Raw genomic sequence first — 20,597 nt, forward strand, 5'->3', positions numbered from 1 at the left:
ATCTTGGGGCCAAGCCCTGGCAAAAGGGCGGGATCAGGGGAGGGGACCATGGCCGCATTCCGCACGCGGGAGGATATCGCCGCGATCGAGGCCGAGATGCCCTGGGACGCCCGCGATGTCGGTCACAGCCTGCACGACTTCCTCTCCCGCACCGCAAGGGCGCATGGCAGCCGCCCCGCCGTCAGCTTTCAGCTGACCTCGGGCGCGCAGGACAAGGCCAAGACGCTGACCTGGGCCGAGATGCTGGATCAGGTGAGCCAGGCCGCCAACCTCTTTAGGTCGCTCGGCATCGGGCCGAAGGATGTGGTGGCCTTCATCCTGCCCAATGCGCTGGAAACTTCGGTGACGCTGCTGGCCGGGGCGGTGGCGGGGATCGTCTGCCCGGTCAACCCGCTGCTGGCGCCTTCCCAGATCGCCGGCATCCTGCGCGAGACCGGGGCCAAGGTCCTGGTGACGCTGAAAAGCTTCCCCCACAGCGACTTGGCCCAGAAGGTCGGCGAGGCCCTGGTCGAGGCGCCGGGCGTGCAGACCGTGCTGGAGGTCGACCTCGCCCATTACCTGCCGTTTCCGAAATCGCTGATCGTCAAGCTGATCCGCCCGAAGAACCCGCGCGCCCACAAGGCCAGGGTGATGGGCTTTGCCGAAAGCCTCGCCCGCCAGCCGAAGACGCTCGCCTTCGCCGACCCGCCCGAGGACCGCATCGCCGCCTATTTCCACACCGGCGGCACCACCGGCATGCCCAAGGTGGCGCAGCACCGCGTCTCGGGGATGATCTACAACGGCTGGCTCGGCCACAAGCTTCTGTTCCGCGAGACGGATGTGGTCCTCTGCCCGCTGCCCCTGTTCCATGTGCTGGCGGCCTATCCCGTGCTGATGTCGATGGTGGCCTCGGGCGCGCATGTGGTCTTTCCCACGCCGCAGGGCTACCGGGGCGAGGGGGTCTTCGACAACCTCTGGAAGCTGGTGGAACGCTATGGGGTCACCTACCTCATCGCCGTGCCGACGGCGCTTTCGGCACTGATGCAGCGCCCGGTCAATGCGAAGATTGGCACGCTGCGCGGCACCTTCTCCGGCTCGGCCCCGCTGCCGGTGGAGCTGTTCAACCGTTATGAGCGGGCGACGGGGGTGCAGGTGCTGGAAGGCTACGGGCTGACCGAATGCACCTGCCTCGTCGCGGTCAACCCGCCGGATGGGGTCAAGAAGATCGGCTCGGTCGGGCTGCCCTTGCCCTATACCCAAGTCCGCATCCTGACCCGCGATGCCGCGGGCCCGCGCGCGTGCGGCGTCGACGAGGTCGGCGAAATCTGCGTCCACAGCCCCGGCGTCATCCCCGGCAGCACCTATGTCGAGGCGGGCCGCAATGACGGGCTTTTCGCCGAAGGCACCTATCTGCGCACCGGCGATCTGGGCCGGATCGACGCCGAGGGCTATCTCTTCATCACCGGGCGGGCCAAGGATCTGATCATCCGCGGCGGCCACAACATCGACCCCGCCCTGATCGAAGAGGCGATGATGGCCCATCCCGCCGTGGCCTTCGCCGGGGCGATCGGCCAGCCCGATGCCCATGCCGGCGAAATCCCTTGCGTCTATGTCGAACTGGTCAAGGGCGCTTCGGTGACGGTCGAGGACCTTGCCGCCCATGCCCATGCCCGTATCACCGAACGCGCCGCCATCCCCAAACATGTCGAGATCCTGCCCGCCCTGCCCAAGACCGCCGTCGGCAAGGTCCTGAAGCCCGAACTGCGCAAGATGGCCATCGCCCGGGTCTTCGATGCGACCCTGGCCGAGGCCGGCCTTTCGGCCAGCGTGGCAGAGGTGATCGAGGACCGCAAGCGCGGCCTTTTGGCGCGGCTTTCCGGCCGTCTGCCCGCCGAGGAGGCGAGGGTGGCCGAGGTTATGGGAGACTTCTCAACCCCTTGGGAGTGGGCGGCCTGAGCCTGCCACGCGCCGGGCTGCGGGTCATGCTTGCGGGAATGTCCAGAAATTCCTTGCGTTTTCGGTTGCGGGAATCGCGCCGCTCGCTCAAATCTGATGTCAAATCACATTGGGCGGAGGAATTGGTGATGCGGTTCGGGCTGGGTATTCTGGTGGCTTTGGGTCTGGGGGCTGGGGCCGTGCCGGCCTTGGCGGAACGCACGGATGTGCTTTACTCCTACAAAAGCTGGCAGGTCGAGGGCGTGACCTTCGACGATGACACCTATGCCTGCCTCGCCGAAGTCTCCGACCCGGGCGAAAGCTTCTCGATCTGGATCTTTCCGGATCAGGCGATCCGGCTGGTGTTCTTCTCGGAAGACTGGGAATTCGGCGAAAGCGACAGCGCGGATCTGAAGGTGGAGATCGACCGCCGCGGCGCCTGGCTGGTGCCCGATGCCACGCTGAGCGGCAGCACCGTGATGTATGAACTGCCCGAGGGCAAGGAAAGCGTCAACTTCGTGCTGGAGGTCGCCAAGGGCGCAATGCTGCACCTGCGCTCGAAGGACGGCAGCGGCGTCAAGGATTACTCGCTGGCAGGCTCCGCCGCCTCGATCAGCAAGTTGCTGGACTGCGGCGAGGCGATCAGCGGCAAGTCCAATCCCTTCAACTGAGGCGGGTTCGGGGTTCGGGCCACGATTTTTCTGCGAAAAATCAACACGGCGGCCTTACAGGCTCGCCGTGTCCATCCAGATGGTGACCGGCCCGTCATTGTTGAGGGCGACGTCCATATCGGCGCCGAAGATGCCCTTTTCGACCGGAATGCCCTCGCCCGCGATGCGGGCGGCGAAGTATTCGTAAAGCTTCTGGCCCTCGGCCGGGGCGGCGGCATAGGAAAAGCCGGGCCGGTTGCCGCGCAGATCGGCGGCGAGGGTGAACTGGCTGACCACCAGCGCGGAGCCTGTGATGTCGCGCACCGAGAGGTTCATCTTGCCGGCCTCATCCTTGAAGATGCGCAGCTTGGCGATCTTGGCGGCGAGCTTGTCAGCCTCGGCCGTGGTGTCGCCCTGCATCGCGCAGACCAGGATCAGCAGGCCGGGGCCGATCTGCCCCACGACCTTGCCCTCCACCGTGACCGAGGCCTGCGAGACCCGTTGCAGCAGCGCCCGCATCAGAGCTCGTGCCGCCAGGGCGGGTTGGCGCCGGGACGCGAGACGGTGACGCCCGCCGACCGCGTGCCGAGGCTGAGCGCCGCATCCAGTTCGGCATCGGTCAGGGCGGCGATCCGCGCCTTGGTCAGCGCCCCCGCCTCATGCAAGGCGCAGAGGGCGCCTGCGTTGAACGTGTCGCCCGCGCCGACCGTATCGGCCACGGTGACCTTCTGGGCCGCCACGAAACGGTCCTGCGTCGCGGTGACGGCGCGCGCGCCTGCCGCCCCTTCGGTGATGAAGACCACCTTCGGCCCCTTGGCCACGATCGCCCGCGCCAGCTTGGTCAGATCGCCCTTGCCCGACAGCCAGTGCAGATCCTCGTCCGACAGCTTGACGATATCGGCCCGCGCGATCATCCGCTCGATCCGGGCGCGGTAGGGGCCCTCCTTGCCGGCGATGAAGCCAAGCCGGATGTTGGGGTCGATCATGGTGACCCGGGTGGCCGCCTCGCGCGCCTGCAAGGCCTCGTAGGTCGAGGCCGCCGGGTCATTGACCAGCGAGATGCCGCCGAAGAACAGCGTGTCGACCTCGGCAGGCAGGGTCGGCAGCTGGTCCTGCGACAGCATCACCCCCGCCGTGCCCTCGTCGTAAAAGGCATAGGTCGCCTGGCCATCCACCAGCTTGACGAAAGCCACCGTGGTCGGCCGGCCCGAGCGCGCGCAATACCGCGTGTCGACCTTCGAGGCCGCCAGCGTATCGGCCAGGATCTCGCCCAGCATGTCGGTCGAGACGCCAGAGAAGAAGGCCGAAGGCGCACCTAGCCGCCCCAGGGCGATCGCCGTGTTGAACACCGCTCCGCCGGCATAGGGCGCAAAGCAGGCCTCGCCCGCCGTGCTGGTGCGCGGCAACATGTCGATCAGGGCTTCGCCACAGCTGAGAATCATTTCACCCTCCCGAGGTTTTCAGGGACCATAGCGGAAATCGTCCCGTTAGCGCAAACACTCCGCCTGCCAAGGGCCGAGGTCCGTCCGGTAGGATGGGCAATCTGCCCATCTAGCCGAAATAGGGCGTCAGGGCCGTGCGGATCCGGTCTAGCGGGGTGGCGCCCGAAAGGTCGGGCACGAAGGGGGCGCCGGTGATCGCCTCAAAGGCCTGGATATAGACCTTGCTGGTGGCTTCGATGATCTCGGTGGGAATCTCGGGGATCGGGTCCTTGTAAGGATCGCAGCGCGCCGCCACCCAGGAGCGGATCACATCCTTGTCGAAGCTCGGCGGCCGCCCGCCAGTGGCAAATGCTTCCGCATAACCCGAGGCGATCCAGTAGCGGCTGGAATCCGGCGTGTGGATCTCATCCGCGATCAGGATGCGGCCTTTGCTGTCGATGCCGAATTCATATTTCGTATCAACCAGGATCAGCCCGCGCTCCGCCGCCATCTTCTGCCCGCGGGCGAAAAGCGCCAGCGCTGCGGCGGAAACCTCGTCCCATTGCGCCTGGGTCAGAAGGCCCTGCGCGATGATCTCGGCCTCGGTCAGGGGCTCGTCATGGCCGCCGTCGAAGGCCTTGGAGGTCGGCGTAATGATCGGCGCCGGCAGGACCTCGTTGTCGCGCAGACCCTCGGGCAGGGTATGGCCATACATCTCGCGCTGGCCGGCCCGGTAACGGGTCAGGATCGAGGTCGAGGTGGTCCCGGCCAGATAGCCGCGCACCACGACCTCGACCGGCAGGATGGTCAGCCGCTCGCCGATCACCACATTCGGATCGGGGTAGGCCAGCACATGGTTCGCGATGATGTCCCCGGTGCGTTCGAACCAGAACTTCGCGATCTGGGTCAGGACCTGGCCCTTGTAGGGGATGGCGGCGAGGATCCGGTCGAAGGCCGAGATCCGGTCGCTGGCGATCAGGATGCGGCGGCCATCGGGATGTTCCGCATCGGCGGGCAGGTCGTAGCAATCGCGGACCTTGCCGAAATAGGGATTGGGCAATTCGGGAATGCGGGCATGGGGCAGAACGCGCATGGGGCCTCCGGAAGGGATGGGTTCCCCAATGCCCGGGGAGGGGGGGAGAGTCAACTGGGGGGCGCTCGGCGGACCCGGCTGGGTGGGCTGCCGCCCCCCCAGACCCCCCCGCGAGTATTTGGAAAGGAGCAAAGGGTAAGGGGGCGGGACGCCGGGTCAGCCGCCGTTCTGGGCCTTTTGATAGAAGTAGAAGACGACGCCTGCGACCACGGCGGCGGCGAGTGTGGCGAAGGCGATCTTCCAGACGCTCCACGGGCGTTCGCCCTGCACTTCGCCGGTCTGGCCATTGACGAGGAAACGGTAGCTTTTGCCGTTGTACTTGTAGGCCGCCATCCAGACCGGCAGCAGGATGTGCTTGAAGGTCTCGGCGGCATAGCTGGTGTCGATATGGTCCACCCGCTGCTCGTCGCCGCCGATGTCCTGGCGGACATCCTGATAGATCACCTGCTCCATCTTGCCCTTGGCGGTTTCATGGCCATCGGCCAGCGCCACGGTGTAGCCCTCGGCCTGGAAGCCGGCGAGGTAGTCGGGGGTATAGGGCTCCAGCCGGGAAAGGTCCCAGGGCTCCAGCCCGTCACCAAGGTGGGTGGGCAGGGCGGTGGCGGCGATGGTCAGCACATCGTCGAAATCGCGGGCGACGGTGCCCGCGGCGGGATACCAGCGGGTCTTCTGCACCTGTTCCTGGCGCTGTTCGTTGCGGCCGTTCACATTCACCGTGACGGTGCGGGTCTCGTAGTAATGGATGCCCTTGGCGCCGCTGTAGCGGCTGGTGGTCTCGGCGTCGAAGGTCCAGTAGGGCACATAGACCCCATTGAGCGCCCGCCCGGCGCGGGTGAATTCCAAAAGCCGGTTGGGCGCGAACCACAGGCTGCCGAGCCAGGAAATCAAGGCCTTGCGCGCCGTGCTTTCATCCAGCGCGAAGGGGACCAGCGCCTGCGGCTTGATCTTGCGCTCCGACCCGGTGTCGATCACCACGGGCGAGGCGCAGAAGGGGCATTCGGTGGCATGGGACGCGCCCTGAAACTCCACCACCGCGCCGCAGTTCGGGCATTTGGTCGAGCGCACCTCGACGCTGGCACTGGCGGGGAGGTCGTCCGACAGGCCCTGCGCCAGGGGATGTTCCTGAAAGGCCCTGGCCTTGGCGGCGCGGGCGGGCTTGGCCCAGGGGCCGGCGGAAGGGTCCGCCGCGCCGCCGGGGGTGATCGTCTGCACGAAACCGCAATGGTCGCATTTCAGCACCGTCTGGCCCGGCGCAAAGCGCAGCTCGGCGCCGCATTGCTGGCAGGGCCAGCGGTGTTCCTCGCTGACGCTGGCCATAGGTTACTGCCCCGGGGCCGGGGGCGGCGGGGGCGGCGGGACCATGGCGAAGAGCTTGGCAAGCTCGGTCTCGCCGGCGGCCTTCCAGCCGTCCTGCCCGGCGGTCCAGACCATGCTGCCGCGGGACAGCGCGCCCGAGGCGGCCATGGCGGCCAGATCAGCCTCGCCATAGGGCCCCTTGGTCGCGCCGTTTTCGGCGACATGCCATTGCCGTGCCGCGGCGGGCGGCGGTGGCGGCGCTGCGGGAGCGGCAGGCGCAGCCCCCCAAGGGCCAACCTGCGCGCCCATGTTGAAGCCCATGCCAGCGCCCATCGCGGCCCCCATCGTGGCGCCCATGGCGGAGCCCGGCTGCGCCATCCCCTCGGCGGCATTGAACTGCATGTATTTGTTCAGATCCCCGGCAATCCCCATCGAGGTCCGCTTGTCGAGCACCTTTTCCACCTCGTCGGGCAGCGAGATGTTCTCGATGTAGAACTCCGGCAGGGCGAGGCCATAGGCCGCCACCGTCGGCGCAATCGCGGTATTGACCAGTTTCGCCAGATCCATCGTGTTGGCCGCCATGTCGAGCACCGGAATCCCGGACTTCGCCAGGGCCTGGCTCATCTGCTGGACGATCACATTGCGGATCTGGATCGAGATTTCATCCGAGGTGAACTCGCCATCCGTCCCCACGACCTCCTTCATGAACAGGCCCGGATCGGTCACCCGCATCGCATAGGTGCCAAAGGCGCGGATGCGGACCGGGCCGAACTCCGGATCGCGGCACATGATCGGGTTCTGGGTGCCCCATTTGAGGTTGTTGAACCTTGTCGTGTTGACGAAATAGATCTCGCATTTGAAGGGCGACTGGAAGCCGTGGTCCCAGTGCTGCAAGGTCGTCATGATCGGCATGTTGTTGGTCTGAAGCTCATAAAGCCCCGGGCCGAAGACATCGGCCAGCTGACCCTCGTTGATGAAGACCGCGGCCTGACCCTCGCGCACCGTCAGCTTCGCGCCATATTTGATCGCATTGTCGCGCCGTTCAAAGCGCCAGACCATCGTGTCGCGGGTGTCATCGGTCCAGGAGATGACATCGATGAACTCGCCCTTCAGAAATCCGAAAACCATGATCTACCTCCTCCGCAGGCTTGCGGCTTAACTGTTGCCGTCCATCAGGCGGCTTGCAAGGGATTGGACGATGGGCCGCGCTTCCGCCTCGGTCATGCCGGGGCGCAGCGCGGGGTCGTAAAGGATGCGCAGCATCAGCTCGTCCTGCTTGGTCAGCAGGGCAAATTCCTGATCGTCGTTGAAGATCGAGGGCCGGGCCGCGTTGCTGTCATTGGGCAGGCCAAGCGCCTGGGCCAGTTCCTCGTGGAAACAGGCCAGACGCATCAGGTCGGGGTGTTCCGAGGGGATGACGGCCACGGCGCGGGCATAGGTCGAGCTTGCCTCGTCGGTCTGGGTCAGGACCTGGCAATAGGTCGTGTCGTCCATATGGGTGACCGAGCCGATCTGCCCGGCGGTCAAGCCCGGCATCTCGGCCTCCAGAACCGGGGCCAGGCCTGCGCGTTCGTCAACCGTCGCGATGTGGACCCAGAAGTTCGGGTTCTGGGTGGTCAGGATGATCGGATGGCCGCTGACCCGGGAAAGCCGCGCGAAGTAAGAGGCGACGCGGGCACGGTCCGCCGCCACCTGCGCCTTGGGCACCGCCGGGCCGAAGAGGACCGAGACCCGGATCGGCGCCACCCAGCGTTGCAGGGGTATCGGCGCGCCGCTGCGCCGCATCGAGATCTGGCCGCCGGAATATTCCTCGTGCATCGCGATCATCAGGAAATTCTCCATCAGATTGCGGTCGGTGAAGGGCGCATCATAGGGCGCCATTTCGGTGCGCAGCAGACCTTCGGAAAGCAGAGCCGTCTGCACCCGCAGGTAATGCGCCTTCAGCGCCGCACTGGCCGGGGTTTCCGGCTCCGGGGCGGTGACGACGGGGGCGGGGGGTGGCGCGGGCTCCGGCGCCGGCGGGGGCGGCGGCGCGGTGCAGGCGGCAAGCGCCAACGCCGCTCCAAGAGCTGCCCCCTGAAGCCTCTGTCCGACCCTGAACCCCACCCCTTGCCGCATCAGCCCCGCACTGCGCCCCCGATATTGTCACCCGAGCCGGTGGCCTTGGCATGGGCCGCCGACAGGGTGTCGCGCAGGGCGCCTTCCATCTTGATCAGCTCGGCCTCGGCCGCGGCCCGCTTGGCCTTGCCCTCGTCGGCGATGGCGAGGCTTTCCTCGATCGTGGCAATCAGGGTGGCGTTGGCCGATTGCACCGCCTCGATGTCGAAGACGCCACGCTCCATCTCGGTGCGGACGATCTTGTTGCTTTCCTGCAGGTTCTTGGCATTGGCCGTCAGCAATTCGTTGGTCAGGTCATTGGCGCCCTTGATCGCCTCGGCCGCCTCGCGCGACCGCTGGATGGTCACGGCCTGCGCCAGCTGGGTTTCCCAAAGCGGCACGGTGTTCATCAGGGTCGAGTTGATCTTGCCGACGAGGGACTTGTCGTTTTCCTGCACGAGGCGGATCGAGGGCAGGCTCTGCATCGTCACCTGACGGGTCAGCTGCAGGTCATAGACCCGGCGTTCCAGATCGTCGCGGGCGGCGCGCATGTCGCGCAGGATCTGCGCCTGTTTCACCTGATCATCCGGCGCCGCGGCCTTGACCGCCGCATCCAGCGCCGGGATCGTCGTGGCGTCCAGCTCCTTCAGCTTGGCCTGACCGGCGGCGATGTAAAGGCCAAGCTCGTCATAGAAGGTCAGGGTCTTGGCATAAAGCATGTCCAAAGCCTTGATATCCTTCAGAAGCATCGTCTCGTGCATCAGAAGGTTGTCGGTGATCCTGTCGATCTGGCCCTGCACCTCTTCATAACGCGCCATGAAATTGGCCAGGGGGGCGGCGGCCCCGGTCAGCTTCTCCCACCAGCTGCGCTCGCGCCCGGCGTCAAGCTCGGAGCCCGAAAAACCCCGGATGGTGGAGACGATATCGGCCAGGGCCTGACCCGCCGGCCCCACATCCTTGTTGCGCACGCCGGTCAGCATTTCCTGGCTGATCGTCTGCAATTCGCTTTGCGCGCCCGCCCCGAAAGAGATGATCGACTGGGTGTTGCCCATGTCGATCTCGGCCATGCGCCGGGTGATCGCCTCGGCCTGGGGCGGGCTGGCGGCCTCCAGCGTCACGATCGCATTGGCGGGTTCGGGCATGAGGGTGGCCGTGACTTTTTCCACTTCCGCCAGGGCATTGGCGGCGGCGGCAGCGGTGACAGAGGTGCTTGCGGAAGGCGTTACGGGTTCGGTCATGGTGGCCTCACTCTGGGAAGGAATTGGGGGGAAAGATAGGTGCGAATTGGGGATGGGCTAGCCTTCCAGTTTCAACCGGTCGCGCAGGACACTGATTTCGACATCGAGGCTGGTGTGGTCGTTGGACAGAAGCGCCTGGGTGCGGCTGGCAAAATTGCGCTCCAGATCGGTCAGGAGGGATTCGTAGTCCGCCCGCGCCGTGGCCGAGCGGCTGGCGGCATAGACATCGGCGAACTTCACCGTCGCGTCGCGGGCGCTCATCAGATAGACCGACATGTACTTGCGCGCCGAGGTCAGATCGCCGGGGTCGTTCTCGACCTGGCGGAAGAGGGTGCGGGCGGTTTCGGCAAAGCGGTCGACCTGGGACTCGAGGGCGCCGTCATTGGCGCGCAGGATCGCATCCTTCATCTGGGCGAGAAAGCCTTCCCCCTCGGTCACGGCGCGGGCAACGCGGTCGGTCTGGAAGGCATCGACCCCCTCCATCCCCTTGGCGCGCATCGGGTCAAGCCCGAAGCTGCCCAGATGCAGCACCGCCCCGATCATGCCGATGGCCAGAAGCGCGTAGCTGTTGGTCTCCCACAGGGCCGCGCCGGTCATCAGCCCGGCCCCGGTCAGCGCCGCGCCGAACAGCTTGCGCGGAATGGCCGGACGGCGGGCGATCTTGCGCGCGTCGAAGGCGGCATGAGCCTTGACCCCCTCGCGGGTCAGCCAGGCCGCCAGCAGCAGGATGCCCCCCGCGCCAAGGCCAGAGAAGAGGGCGGCGGTGGTCCCGGCAAAGGCCTTGATCAGAAAGGGAAAGGCCAGAAGAAACGCGAGGTTGGCCCGCAGCATGGCCCCGCCCGGCGGCGCGGGCGTCTGGATCACCACCGCCTCCGCCTCCGCACCACTCCCGCTCTGGTTCGGGGAATATTTGCCCACCACCCGCCGCGCCATCAGCGGCCACCGCCAAGCGCGACATAGAGCGTCAGCCCGAAAAGAAGGACGAAGGACAGGGTCTGAAGCGCTTTGGCCGACATGGGTCAGGCTCCACCGGAGGGAAAACTCGCGACGGAGTATAGGCGAGGGCCGGGGGGCTGGCTATAGTCAGCCCCCGAGATTGATTGGGAAAATACCGCAATATTCCCCGCCCCGCCCCCCTTGCGCAAAACCCCGCCGGGACAGGTTTGGCCGGCGCGGGTCTGGCCGGGGCAGGGATCAGCCGGGCCGCCGCGGCCGCGCCGGGCGGGGACCATCGGATTTCGGACCCTCCCCGCGCGGACCCTCGCCACGCGGGCCACCCTTGGCGGGATAGGGCTTGGCGGCAAAGGGCTTGCCCCCGGCAAAGGGCTTGTCGCCCCGCGGCTTGGGCGCCTCGGCCTCGCCCCGCCCTTCGGCCCGCGGCTTGGCGCGCACCGGGCCGTGGCTGACCGTGCGCGGCACCCCGCCCGGGCCACGCGGCGCGCCTTTCGGCATCGGCTTCTGCGGCGCCTCTTCCTCGGCCATCGGGTCCAGCCCCAACTGGTCGCGCAACACCCGCGGCTTGACCTCCTCGACCTGACCCTCGGTCAGATCACCAAGGCGGAAGGGGCCATAGCTGACGCGGATCAGCCGGTTCACATAAAGGTCCAAAGCATTGAGTGCCCGGCGGATTTCCCGGTTCTTGCCCTCGCGCAAGCCGATCGTCAGCCAGGCATTCGCCCCCTGGATCCGGTCCAGCACCACCGACATCGGCTGAAACCGCTCGCCATCCACGACGATGCCCTTGCGCAGCGGCTCCAGATCCGGATCGGTCGGATTGCCGTTGATCCGCACCCGATACTTGCGCAGCCACCCGGTCGAGGGCAGCTCCAGCCGCCGCTTCAATTCGCCATCATTGGTCAGGAGCAGCAGGCCCTCCGAATTGAGGTCGAGCCGCCCGACCGACATCACCCGCGGCAAATCCGGCGGCAGATTGTCGAAGACCGTGGCGCGGCCCTTCTCGTCCGATTCCGAAGTCACCAGCCCCTCGGGCTTGTAGTACAGCCAAAGCCGCGCCGGTTCCGCCGGGGCCACCGGCTTGCCGCCGACGGTGATCTTGTCGCGCGCGGTCACATTCAGCGCGGGCGAGGTGATGACCTTGCCATTCACCGCCACTTCGCCGATCTCGATCAGCCTTTCGGCCTCCCGGCGCGAGGCGATGCCGGCCCGGCTCAGCACCTTGGCAATCCGGTCGCCCTCGGGCGCGGTGGTCGCCGCCTCGGCGGGTTTGGCCGCAGCAGGTTTGGCAGCATGGGGCCGCGGCGCCTTCGGCGGCTGATAGGGCTTTGCGGGAGGGGTTGTCTTTTCGGCCATCACGGGCATCCTTCATACGGGAATTCGCCCAAACTCGGGCGGGTGGCGCGCGTCCTGCGGGCCAGACCTTCCCATAGGCAGCGGGGCGACCAGATGCAAATGAATTTCCGCTCCTTCATGGAAGAGGCCCTTGCCGAGGCCCGTGCCGCAGGCGCCCGGGGCGAGGTTCCGGTGGGCGCCGTGGTGGCGCAGGGCGGCCAGATCATCGCCCGCGCCGGCAACCGCACGCGTGAGCTTTGCGACCCCACCGCCCATGCCGAAATCCTCGCCCTGCGTGCCGCCTGCGCCGCCGCCGGGTCCGAGCGCCTTCCCGGCCACGACCTCTATGTCACGCTGGAGCCTTGCCCGATGTGCGCCGCCGCCATCGCCAACACCCGCATCGCCCGGCTTTACTACGGCGCCGCCGACCCCAAATCCGGCGGCATCGCCCAAGGCCCGCGCATCTTCACCCATCCGCAATGCCACCATGTGCCGGAGGTCTACGACGGCATTTCCGCCACGGACTCCGCCAGCCTCCTGCGCGCCTTCTTCGCCGAAAGGCGCGACCCTGGCCCGTCATCCTGATTTTTCGCAGAGGGTCTTGACTAGCAGAGGTCCATGAAAGTGGCCTAATGCTATGAAAGAGCTGAGGAATCGCTACGCAAAAAGTTCGAAACTTTCTGAGGCCCAATTTCGGGCCTTCATTCGGCTCGTCGCGGCCGATCTGACGGCCTCCCAGATCGCTCAGGTTTCGGGTCTGAACCGCAACACGGTCAACCGGTTTCTCGGTCTCCTACGCCAGCGGATGGCCCTCTGGTGCGCCGAGCAATCGCCCTTCTCGGTGTGGTCGAGGCCGACGAAAGCTACTTCGGCCCGCGCCGCGTCAAGGGCATGACGGGACGCGGCGCGGGGCGGAAAACCATCGTTTTCGGCATCTTCGAACGCGGCGGCTAGGTCTGGTGCCAGGTGGTCCCGGATGTCTCAATGCGTTCATTGCAAAGGGTAATCCTGGAACGGGTGGAGCCGTCCTCCGTGATCAACACCGACCGGTGGCGCTCGTACAACCACCTCGGAGACTTCGGTTATGCCCATGTCCGCGTCGACCATGGCCGCGACGAATTCGTGCGCGGCGAGGTCCATATCAATGGCATCGAGGCCTTCTGGGGCTATGCCAAGACTCGCCTCGCCAGGTTCCGCGGCATCAGCCCCGCCACCTTCTCTTTGCACTTGAAGGAGTGCGAGTTCAGGTACAACAATCGGGGCGAGGATCTCACCCGGCTTCTCCTCAAAATCTGCCGGAAAAACCCCCTCTGCTAGTCAAGACCCTTCGCCGAAAAATCGTCTGACCGGCCCTGGCCCCGATTTTTCTGCGAAAAATCACCTTGCCCGCCCCCGTTCCGATTTTTCGCAGAAAAATCGCCTCCCCCCTTAAATACCATTTTGCGAATTTCAAGAGCCGTGCTATCCGATCCGCGTCCAACACGCCAAAGAGGGAGGGACGCAGATGACTGTTTACGCACTCGCCCCGAACCGCGGCCTGACTGGACTGGGCGCTTTCCGCCGCTCGTAAGGCCTTTGGCCCGAGCGTCTGACGCGACCCCGACTGCCTCATAGGCATCCCCTCACCGCAAACCGTCCGCCCCAGACGCCCTTGGTCTGTCTCGGCTCCGGACCCCCATTCACAGGAGCGCGCTGCCATGAGCAGCCCGAACATCTACATGACGTTGAACGATTCCAATGACTTGCCTCTGCCAAGCCTGCAGGCGCTGATCGCGCGCCACGGGGCGCTGGCGGTGGGCTTCGCCTATCTGCGGGCCGCCATCACCCGGCGCAAGCATCCCCCGGATCAGCCCGTGGCGGATCTGAGCGACCATATCCTGCGCGACATCGGCCTCGGGCCGCGCCCGCAACGGATGCAGGGGCGCGGCTGGGATTTCTGATCCTAGAGCGTGATCGGGTCCATCACTTCGGGCTCGATCACCTCCACCCCCGGCAGGCCCGCCTTCAGCACATCGGCGTTCTGTGCCAAGAGCGGGAAGGTGCGGTAATGGCAGGGGATCACGGTCTTGAAGTTGAAATAGCGCTTGGCGGCATAGGCCGCCCGCGCCATGTCCATGGTGAAATGCCCGCCCGCCGACAGGATGCCGATGTCGGGCTTGTGGTAATCGCCCATCCAGTCCATGTCGGCCATGATGTCGGTATCGCCCGACAGATAGATCGTATGGCCCTCTCCCGCGATCATGAAGCCGCCTTCCGATCCCACCGCGACCGGCCCGTTCGGCCCCGAAGTCGAGGAGGAATGGCAGGCATTGACCAGCGTCACCTTGGCCCCGCCGCAATCGATCGTGCCGCCCTTGTTGAAGCCCGTGATCTTCACCCCTTCCGAGGCCTCGAGATAGGTCGCAAGGTCATAGATCCCGGCAATCGCCACATCCTTTTCCTTGGCAATCGCACAGGCATCGCCGGTGTGGTCGCCATGGCCATGGGTCAGAAGGATATGGGTGACCCCTGCAATCGCCTTGTCGCGCATCAGCGCCGGGAACATCGGGTTGCCGGTCAGCCAGGGGTCGATCAGCAGCACCGCCTGTTCGATTTCGATCCGAAAGCCGGAATGGCCAAGCCAGGTGATTTTCATGGGGGTCTCCTTTGATCCTGGGCAAAGTCTAGCGCGGCCCGCCTCTTTTGCCACCACCCTCGCGCAAAAGTGCCTGAGGCGGGGGGCAATGCCTCGGTTTTCGGCGGCCGGAGCGCGGACTTCAACCGGCCGGATGCAGCACGCCATCGCCGAAGGGATGGTCGATCACCATTTTCCATACGCGCTCACCTCCGCCCGCTGCCTGGCGCCGCAGCACCGCCACCGAAAGCGCGGTCATCGGACCGGCGGGGGTCGGCGCGGTCCATGCCATCAGGTGCAGGGCAAGATCGCCCGCCACCACGACCTCATGCCCGCCATAGGCAAAGGCCACGCCCTGCGCCATATAGCCGGCGAACATCTGGCGCAGCGCGGCCTCGCCCGCCACCGGCTGGCCGGGCTGGCCCATCACGCAGGCGCCCGGCTCATAGGTCGACAGGATGGCGTCGATATCCCCCGCCGCAAAGGCCGCTGTCATCGTGTCGATCGTGTTCAGAATTGCTGTCTTGTCCATGGCTCTCTCCATCTGGCCCCGTCCCGGGGCGTTGACTTTGCCGGACTAACCCGGCCCAGTGTCAGAAAGTGGCAGGGGCGCCAGAGGGGGCGGCAGAGGAGTCGGGAATGCGGGTCTTTCGTCTGCTTCGCCTTCTCGACCAGTTGCGCCTGCGCAGCCGCCCCGTCACGGCCCAAGAGCTGGCCGGGCTGATGGCGGTGTCCCTGCGCACCCTCTACCGCGACATTGCCGACCTTCAGGCGATGGGCGCGCCGATCCGGGGCGCGGGCGGTCTCGGCTATGTGATGGAGAAGGGCTATTTCATGCCCTCGCTGTCCTTCGATGCCGAAGAGCTGGCGGCCCTTGCCCTTGGCACGCGTCTGGTCGCGGCCCGCAGCGGCGAGACCCTGGCCGCCGCCGCCCAAAGGGCTGCGGCCAAGATCGCCTCGGCGCTGGGCGACAGCGCGCGCGAGGGCATGCTGCAAAGCCCGCTCGCCGCCGGACCCAGCGCCGCCGCCCCGGATGCCGCGGCTGCGGCACTGCAAGACGCACTGTGCCGGTCGATTGCCCGGCACGAGACGCTGCAGATCACCTATACCAGCCTGTCCGGCGCGACTTCCGAGCGGATCGCGCGGCCGCTCGGGCTGACGGTGTTCGATCGGGTCTGGCTTTTGACGATCTGGTGCGAGGCCTCGGATGCCTTCCGCCACCTGCGGCTGGACCGGATCGGGCAGGCCGAACCCACCGGACAGCGCTTTCGCCCGGAACGCGGCAAGCGCTTTGCCGATGCGCTGGACGGTGAGGCCGGATCGCAGGAGAGGGCGATGCGGGACGGACCATAGGCGACGGGTCATAAGCGACGGGCCGCAGGGCGGTCGGATCGCGGCGCGGTGCCGGTTTTTCCACCCTCCGGCTGCCTTGCGGCCCTGCTTGCCCCGCCGACCGGCTTGCAGGGCGGGGCGTGCGCGGCTAAAGGGAAAGCCGCAATCAGGGGCCCCGGCCTGCCGCGGCGCCCCTCATCCAAAGGACCTAGCCCCATGTCGATCGACATCGCAACGGCGCGCAAAGTGGCCAAACTCGCCCGGATCCGGGTCGAGGAGGCCGATCTGCCGAAACTGGCCGAGCAGCTTTCCGGCATCCTGGGCTTCATGGAGCAGCTGAACGAGGTCGATGTGGACGGGATCGAGCCGATGGTCTCGGTCACGCCGATGCGTCTGGCGCGGCGGGTCGATGTGGTGACGGATGGCAATATCCAAGAGCAGATCCTGAAGAACGCGCCCGATGCGCGGGAAGGTTTCTTTGCGGTGCCGAAGGTGGTGGAATGATGACGAACCCGAACGAACTCACCATCGCCGCCGCCCGCGACGCCCTGCGCGCCGGGGATCTGTCGGCGGTCGACCTGACCATGGCCTGCCTCACCGCGATCGACGCGGGCGATGCGCTGAACGCCTTTGTCCACAAGACGCCCGAGATCGCACTGGAACAGGCCCGCGCCGCCGATGCCCGCCTGAAGGCCGGCGATGCGCCCGACCTCTGCGGCATTCCCCTCGGGATCAAGGATCTCTTCTGCACCAAGGGCGTGCCCTCGCAGGCCGCTTCGAACATCCTCAAGGGGTTCAAGCCGGAATACGAATCCACCGTGACCACCAAGCTCTTCGAGGCCGGGGCGGTCATGCTGGGCAAGCTCAACATGGACGAGTTCGCGATGGGGTCGTCCAACGAGTCCTCGGCTTACGGCAATGCGATCAACCCCTGGCGGCGCGGCAATGACACGACGGCGCTGACGCCGGGCGGGTCGTCGGGCGGCTCGGCGGCGGCGGTTGCGGCGGACCTTTGCCTTGGCGCCACCGGCACCGACACCGGCGGCTCGATCCGCCAGCCTGCGGCCTTCACCGGCATCACCGGGATCAAGCCGACCTACGGCCGCGTCTCGCGCTGGGGCATCGTGGCCTTCGCCTCCTCGCTCGACCAGGCGGGGCCGATGACCAAATCGGTCCGCGATGCCGCGATTTTCCTCTCGGCCATGGCGGGCCATGACCCGAAGGATTCGACCTCGGCCAACCTGATGGTCCCCGATTTCGAAGCCGCCCTGACCGGCGACATCCGCGGCAAGAAGATCGGCATTCCGAAGGAATACCGGATGGACGGCATGCCGGCCGAGATCGAGGCGCTCTGGCAGAACGGCATCGCGATGATGAAGGATGCGGGCGCCGAGATCGTCGATATCTCGCTGCCGCACACCAAATACGCGCTGCCCGCCTATTACGTCATCGCCCCGGCGGAGGCTTCCTCCAACCTCGCCCGCTATGACGGGGTGCGCTATGGCCACCGCGCCAAGCTGGCGGCTGGCGACGGCATCACCGAGATGTATGAGAAGACCCGCGCCGAAGGCTTTGGCGCCGAGGTGCAGCGCCGGATCATGGTGGGCACCTACGTCCTCTCGGCGGGCTTCTATGACGCCTATTACAACCGCGCCCGCAAGGTCCGCGCCCTGATCAAGCGCGACTTCGAACTGGCCTTTGCGGAAGGCATCGACGCGATCTTGACCCCGGCCACGCCCTCCAGCGCCTTCGGTCTGGGCGAGATGGCCAATGCCGATCCGGTCGAGATGTACCTCAACGATGTCTTCACCGTGACGGTCAACCTCGCGGGGCTTCCGGGCATCTCTGTCCCGGTCGGCACCGATTCCAAGGGCCTGCCTTTGGGGCTGCAACTGATCGGCAAGCCCTGGGATGAGGCAGGTCTGCTCAATCACGCTTATGTATTGGAGCGTGCGGCAGGCTTTGTTTCCAAGCCTGCGAAATGGTGGTAAGGCCAGCGAAAAGCGGTCAGGCGGGGCAAGAAACGATGCGCACGGCGTATGTGGGAATGATGTTTGTGGCAGGTCTTTCGGCCTGCGTGTCCAGCGTGCCCGACTCGGGCCCGGCGGGCGTGCAGGACTATAACACCTATCTGCAGACCCATTCGCAACCGGGCGCAAGCTCTGACATGTCGGGCACGATGGCCCCGGCGGCCCCGAGCCAGGGCTTCTCGCCCGAAGGTGCCGCGGCGGCGATTGCGGCTGCCGAAGGCGGCTCTGCGACCGGGGCAACGACTGGCCCGCAGACCGGCGCCCTGATCGGTTCCGGCGCCACCCCGGGCGCGCCGCTGGACCCGACCGGCCAGCTCGGCGCCACGACCGGCCAGGCCACCGGCCCCGTCACCAGCCCTTCCGCCATGCCACCGATCAATGCCAACGCCTGCGCCGGGCGCGGCAATGCCTTTGCCGGCATCGCCGAAACTACCTCCGAGATGAACTATGCCAGCGGCGGCGTCTCGGACGAGCAGGACTTCAACGCGGTCAAGTCGCGCGAATCCATCGCCTCGGACGCCCAGCGGATCGAGTGCAACCGCGAGCAATATGTCGTGGTCCAACCCGGCGCCCTGCCGACGCGTTCCGGCGCCGAAGGCCCGAACATCGCGGAATATGCGCTGCAGACCACCAACCCGCCGGGGGTCAAGCTGTATTCCCGCCCGCCCTTCTACCTGACCAACCCGGAAAAGGCCTGCGCCGCCTTCGCCTCGCCCGATCTGGCCCAGCAGGCCTTCCTCGCCGCAGGCGGCCCGCAGCGTGACCGCAAGGCCCTGGACCCGGATGGCGACGGCTTCGCCTGTTCCTGGGACCCGCGCCCCTTCCGCAACGCGAAGAAGTGAGCGTTTCGCCCAATCACGGGGTGCGGCGCGGTGGCCTGACGCCCCGGCTGATCGTGCTGCATTACACCGGGATGCCCAGCCTCGCCGAGGCGCGGGCCCGGCTTTGCGACCCGTTCCACGAGGTTTCGGCCCATTGGCTGCTGGACCTCGACGGCAGCGCCGAGGCCCTGGTGGACGAGGACCGGCGCGCCTGGCATGCCGGGCAGGGGGCCTGGGGCGGAGTGAGCGATGTCAACTCCGCCTCGATCGGGATCGAGATCCAGAACCCCGGCCACATGCCTTTCCCCGAACCTCAGATGGAGGGGCTGGAACGCCTGCTGACCGCGATCATGGGGCGCTGGGCCATCCCGGCCTCGGGCGTCATCGCCCATTCCGACATGGCGCCGACCCGCAAATCCGACCCCGGCCCGCATTTCGACTGGCGGCGCCTGGCGCTTGGCGGCTTCGCGGTCTGGCCCGAGGTCTCTGCCGCCCCGCAAGCGGCTCTGCCCGACTTCATCGCCTCCGCCCGCGCCTTCGGCTACCCCGAGGCGGATGAGGCGACGCTGCTCCACGCCTTCCGCCTGCGCTTTCGCCCCTGGGCGAAGGGCCCGCGCGATGCGGTGGATGATGCGCTGGCCGCCGATCTTGCGGCGCGGTTTCCGGCCCTGTCCGCCTGATCAGAGCCCCTTGATCAGCAGCGCCGACAGGTAAAGCCCAAGGCCAAACACCACATGCGCCGCAAGGCCCAGAAGCCGGGCCTTGGTCGGGTTGGGCGTCTTGCTGGCCGCGATGCCCGCGCCCATGCCCGGCGCCATCAGGAACCAGCCGGCCGAGATGGTGATGATGCCGACGAACAGCGCCGGTCCCAGCGTCGGCGCCTTGGCCCAGCCAAGGCCCCAGATCGCGAGCAAGGCGGCGGCGTAAAGGACGCCGATCGCGTAATGCCCGATCCAGCCCAGCAGAGTCTCGTTCGGGATGGCCTCGGCGCGCGCGATGTCGTCATGCCAGACCTTGCCGCCCGCGACATGGCCGAACCAGCGCCCGCCCATCGTCCAGCTTGGCCGCGGCAGGCCGAAGGCCAGATGCAGCGCAAGGCCCCAGAGGTCGAACAGCGCCGTGGCCCCGATGCCGATGAAAAGGCTGCGTGTGATGAACTCCACCGGATTCTCCCTTGGCTCTGGCCCGGGCGCACCGTGACGCCTGCGGCGGGAAAACGCAACCTCTCCTCCGGGGTGAAATTCTGAACGAAAGGTTAAGGCGAATTGCCAAGCCCTTGATGTCACGCCGCTTTCCCCCGATTGCACGCGTGCAAGCTTGCGGCCATTGACGGCGGGGCGGCTTGGCCCTATTCCCCCTCTCGCGCGGATGGCTGGATGACCGCGGGGCGGGCGACCGTTTCGAGGAAAGTCCGGACTCCATGAAGTAAGGGTGCCGGGTAACGCCCGGCGGGGGCAACCCCAGGGAAAGCGCCACAGAGAAGAGTCTGCCTTGGTGCCGGGCCTCGCCCGGCGTCAAACCAAGGTGAGGGTGAAACGGTGGGGTAAGAGCCCACCACGGACCTGGCAACAGGGACGGTATGGCAAGCCCCACCCGGAGCAATGCCGAATAGGGGCCTTGCGCGGAAAGGTCCGGATCCACACCTGGCAACGGGTGCCGGATACCTCCGCGGGGTGACTTCAACCCAGAGGCCCGGGTTGGCAGCTTGACCGCCCTGGTAACAGGTGCGGCAGAGGAATGGTCATCCAGAGGCGCAAGCCTTGGACAGAATCCGGCTTACAGGCCATCCGCGCAAACTGGCC

Annotated in this window: 21 protein-coding genes, 1 other RNA gene and 1 pseudogene; 11 read left to right on the top strand and 12 right to left on the bottom strand. The window is 66.7% G+C overall.

From position 1 onward, the window contains the following. Positions 1–48 precede the first annotated feature (48 nt). Positions 49–1,935: an acyl-CoA synthetase gene (locus AC1DZT_RS08605; RefSeq protein ID WP_478006204.1), complete on the top strand. Its 1,887-nt coding sequence runs from the start codon at positions 49–51 to the stop codon at positions 1,933–1,935. Between the two features lie 128 nt (positions 1,936–2,063). Next, entirely contained in the window at positions 2,064–2,585 is a 522-nt protein-coding gene (locus AC1DZT_RS08610; RefSeq protein ID WP_478006205.1) for a hypothetical protein, read from the top strand. Positions 2,586–2,639: 54 nt separating this feature from the next. On the opposite strand, the gene dtd is transcribed toward AC1DZT_RS08610, so the two are convergent. The 9 genes from dtd to AC1DZT_RS08655 form a co-directional block, all read right to left on the bottom strand. Further along, a complete protein-coding gene (gene dtd, locus AC1DZT_RS08615; protein ID WP_478006206.1) occupies positions 2,640–3,083 on the bottom strand; it encodes a D-aminoacyl-tRNA deacylase in 444 nt (147 codons plus the stop codon). Next, positions 3,083–4,006 (bottom strand): carbohydrate kinase family protein, encoded by a 924-nt coding sequence (locus AC1DZT_RS08620; protein WP_478006207.1) that lies wholly within the window; start codon positions 4,004–4,006, stop codon positions 3,083–3,085. Before AC1DZT_RS08620 ends, dtd begins: the two co-directional genes overlap by 1 nt. Positions 4,007–4,115: 109 nt before the next feature. After that, positions 4,116–5,078 carry a phosphoribosylaminoimidazolesuccinocarboxamide synthase gene (locus AC1DZT_RS08625; RefSeq protein ID WP_478006208.1) on the bottom strand — a complete coding sequence of 321 codons (963 nt, stop codon included), beginning with the start codon at positions 5,076–5,078 and terminating at the stop codon, positions 4,116–4,118. 156 nt (positions 5,079–5,234) lie between these two features. Then, complete coding sequence (locus AC1DZT_RS08630; RefSeq protein ID WP_478006209.1) at positions 5,235–6,395, bottom strand: TFIIB-type zinc ribbon-containing protein; 1,161 nt, start codon at positions 6,393–6,395, stop codon at positions 5,235–5,237. 3 nt (positions 6,396–6,398) lie between these two features. Continuing rightward, positions 6,399–7,505: an SPFH domain-containing protein gene (locus AC1DZT_RS08635; RefSeq protein WP_478006301.1), complete on the bottom strand. Its 1,107-nt coding sequence runs from the start codon at positions 7,503–7,505 to the stop codon at positions 6,399–6,401. A 24-nt stretch (positions 7,506–7,529) separates the two neighbouring features. Then, positions 7,530–8,429: a DUF2927 domain-containing protein gene (locus AC1DZT_RS08640; protein WP_478006210.1), complete on the bottom strand. Its 900-nt coding sequence runs from the start codon at positions 8,427–8,429 to the stop codon at positions 7,530–7,532. Positions 8,430–8,491: 62 nt separating this feature from the next. After that, positions 8,492–9,709 (bottom strand): toxic anion resistance protein, encoded by a 1,218-nt coding sequence (locus AC1DZT_RS08645; protein WP_478006211.1) that lies wholly within the window; start codon positions 9,707–9,709, stop codon positions 8,492–8,494. 57 nt (positions 9,710–9,766) lie between these two features. Then, the gene (locus tag AC1DZT_RS08650) at positions 9,767–10,573 is read right to left on the bottom strand and encodes a 5-bromo-4-chloroindolyl phosphate hydrolysis family protein (protein ID WP_478006212.1); all 807 of its coding nucleotides are present in this window, start codon (positions 10,571–10,573) and stop codon (positions 9,767–9,769) included. A gap of 330 nt (positions 10,574–10,903) precedes the next feature. Next, positions 10,904–12,019 (bottom strand): pseudouridine synthase, encoded by a 1,116-nt coding sequence (locus AC1DZT_RS08655; RefSeq protein WP_478006213.1) that lies wholly within the window; start codon positions 12,017–12,019, stop codon positions 10,904–10,906. A gap of 99 nt (positions 12,020–12,118) precedes the next feature. On the opposite strand from AC1DZT_RS08655, the gene AC1DZT_RS08660 reads away from it, so the two are divergent. The 3 genes and pseudogenes from AC1DZT_RS08660 (at position 12,119) to AC1DZT_RS08670 (ending at position 13,938) form a co-directional block, all read left to right on the top strand. Beyond that, positions 12,119–12,583, top strand: a complete 465-nt coding sequence (locus AC1DZT_RS08660) for a nucleoside deaminase (RefSeq protein WP_478006302.1) — start codon at positions 12,119–12,121, stop codon at positions 12,581–12,583. A gap of 52 nt (positions 12,584–12,635) precedes the next feature. Then, positions 12,636–13,315, top strand: a pseudogene (locus tag AC1DZT_RS08665) (IS1595 family transposase). 380 nt (positions 13,316–13,695) lie between these two features. After that, entirely contained in the window at positions 13,696–13,938 is a 243-nt protein-coding gene (locus AC1DZT_RS08670) for a hypothetical protein (protein WP_478006214.1), read from the top strand. Between the two features lie 2 nt (positions 13,939–13,940). On the opposite strand, the gene AC1DZT_RS08675 is transcribed toward AC1DZT_RS08670, so the two are convergent. Then, on the bottom strand, positions 13,941–14,633 hold the full coding sequence (locus AC1DZT_RS08675; RefSeq protein ID WP_478006215.1) for a metal-dependent hydrolase: 693 nt from the start codon (positions 14,631–14,633) through the stop codon (positions 13,941–13,943). 121 nt (positions 14,634–14,754) lie between these two features. Further along, a complete protein-coding gene (locus tag AC1DZT_RS08680) occupies positions 14,755–15,144 on the bottom strand; it encodes a YybH family protein (protein WP_478006216.1) in 390 nt (129 codons plus the stop codon). Between the two features lie 107 nt (positions 15,145–15,251). On the opposite strand from AC1DZT_RS08680, the gene AC1DZT_RS08685 reads away from it, so the two are divergent. From AC1DZT_RS08685 to AC1DZT_RS08705, 5 genes are all read left to right on the top strand, one after another. After that, complete coding sequence (locus AC1DZT_RS08685; RefSeq protein WP_478006217.1) at positions 15,252–15,965, top strand: helix-turn-helix transcriptional regulator; 714 nt, start codon at positions 15,252–15,254, stop codon at positions 15,963–15,965. A 195-nt stretch (positions 15,966–16,160) separates the two neighbouring features. After that, the gene (gatC, locus tag AC1DZT_RS08690; RefSeq protein ID WP_478006218.1) at positions 16,161–16,448 is read left to right on the top strand and encodes an Asp-tRNA(Asn)/Glu-tRNA(Gln) amidotransferase subunit GatC; all 288 of its coding nucleotides are present in this window, start codon (positions 16,161–16,163) and stop codon (positions 16,446–16,448) included. Further along, positions 16,448–17,935: an Asp-tRNA(Asn)/Glu-tRNA(Gln) amidotransferase subunit GatA gene (gene gatA, locus AC1DZT_RS08695; protein WP_478006303.1), complete on the top strand. Its 1,488-nt coding sequence runs from the start codon at positions 16,448–16,450 to the stop codon at positions 17,933–17,935. Before gatC ends, gatA begins: the two co-directional genes overlap by 1 nt. A 56-nt stretch (positions 17,936–17,991) precedes the next feature. Continuing rightward, positions 17,992–18,816: a hypothetical protein gene (locus AC1DZT_RS08700; protein WP_478006219.1), complete on the top strand. Its 825-nt coding sequence runs from the start codon at positions 17,992–17,994 to the stop codon at positions 18,814–18,816. Continuing rightward, the gene (locus AC1DZT_RS08705; RefSeq protein WP_478006220.1) at positions 18,813–19,475 is read left to right on the top strand and encodes an N-acetylmuramoyl-L-alanine amidase; all 663 of its coding nucleotides are present in this window, start codon (positions 18,813–18,815) and stop codon (positions 19,473–19,475) included. The genes AC1DZT_RS08700 and AC1DZT_RS08705 overlap by 4 nt, the downstream gene beginning before the upstream one ends. Here AC1DZT_RS08705 and AC1DZT_RS08710 read toward each other — a convergent pair whose 3' ends face one another. Then, positions 19,476–19,958 (bottom strand): DUF2938 domain-containing protein, encoded by a 483-nt coding sequence (locus tag AC1DZT_RS08710; protein WP_478006221.1) that lies wholly within the window; start codon positions 19,956–19,958, stop codon positions 19,476–19,478. 201 nt (positions 19,959–20,159) lie between these two features. Here AC1DZT_RS08710 and rnpB point away from each other — a divergent pair. Next, an RNA gene (gene rnpB / locus AC1DZT_RS08715) (RNase P RNA component class A) lies at positions 20,160–20,590 on the top strand. The last annotated feature ends 7 nt before the right edge of the window (positions 20,591–20,597 follow it).

It is taken from the genome of Rhodobacter sp. P1_C2, assembly GCF_056406375.1.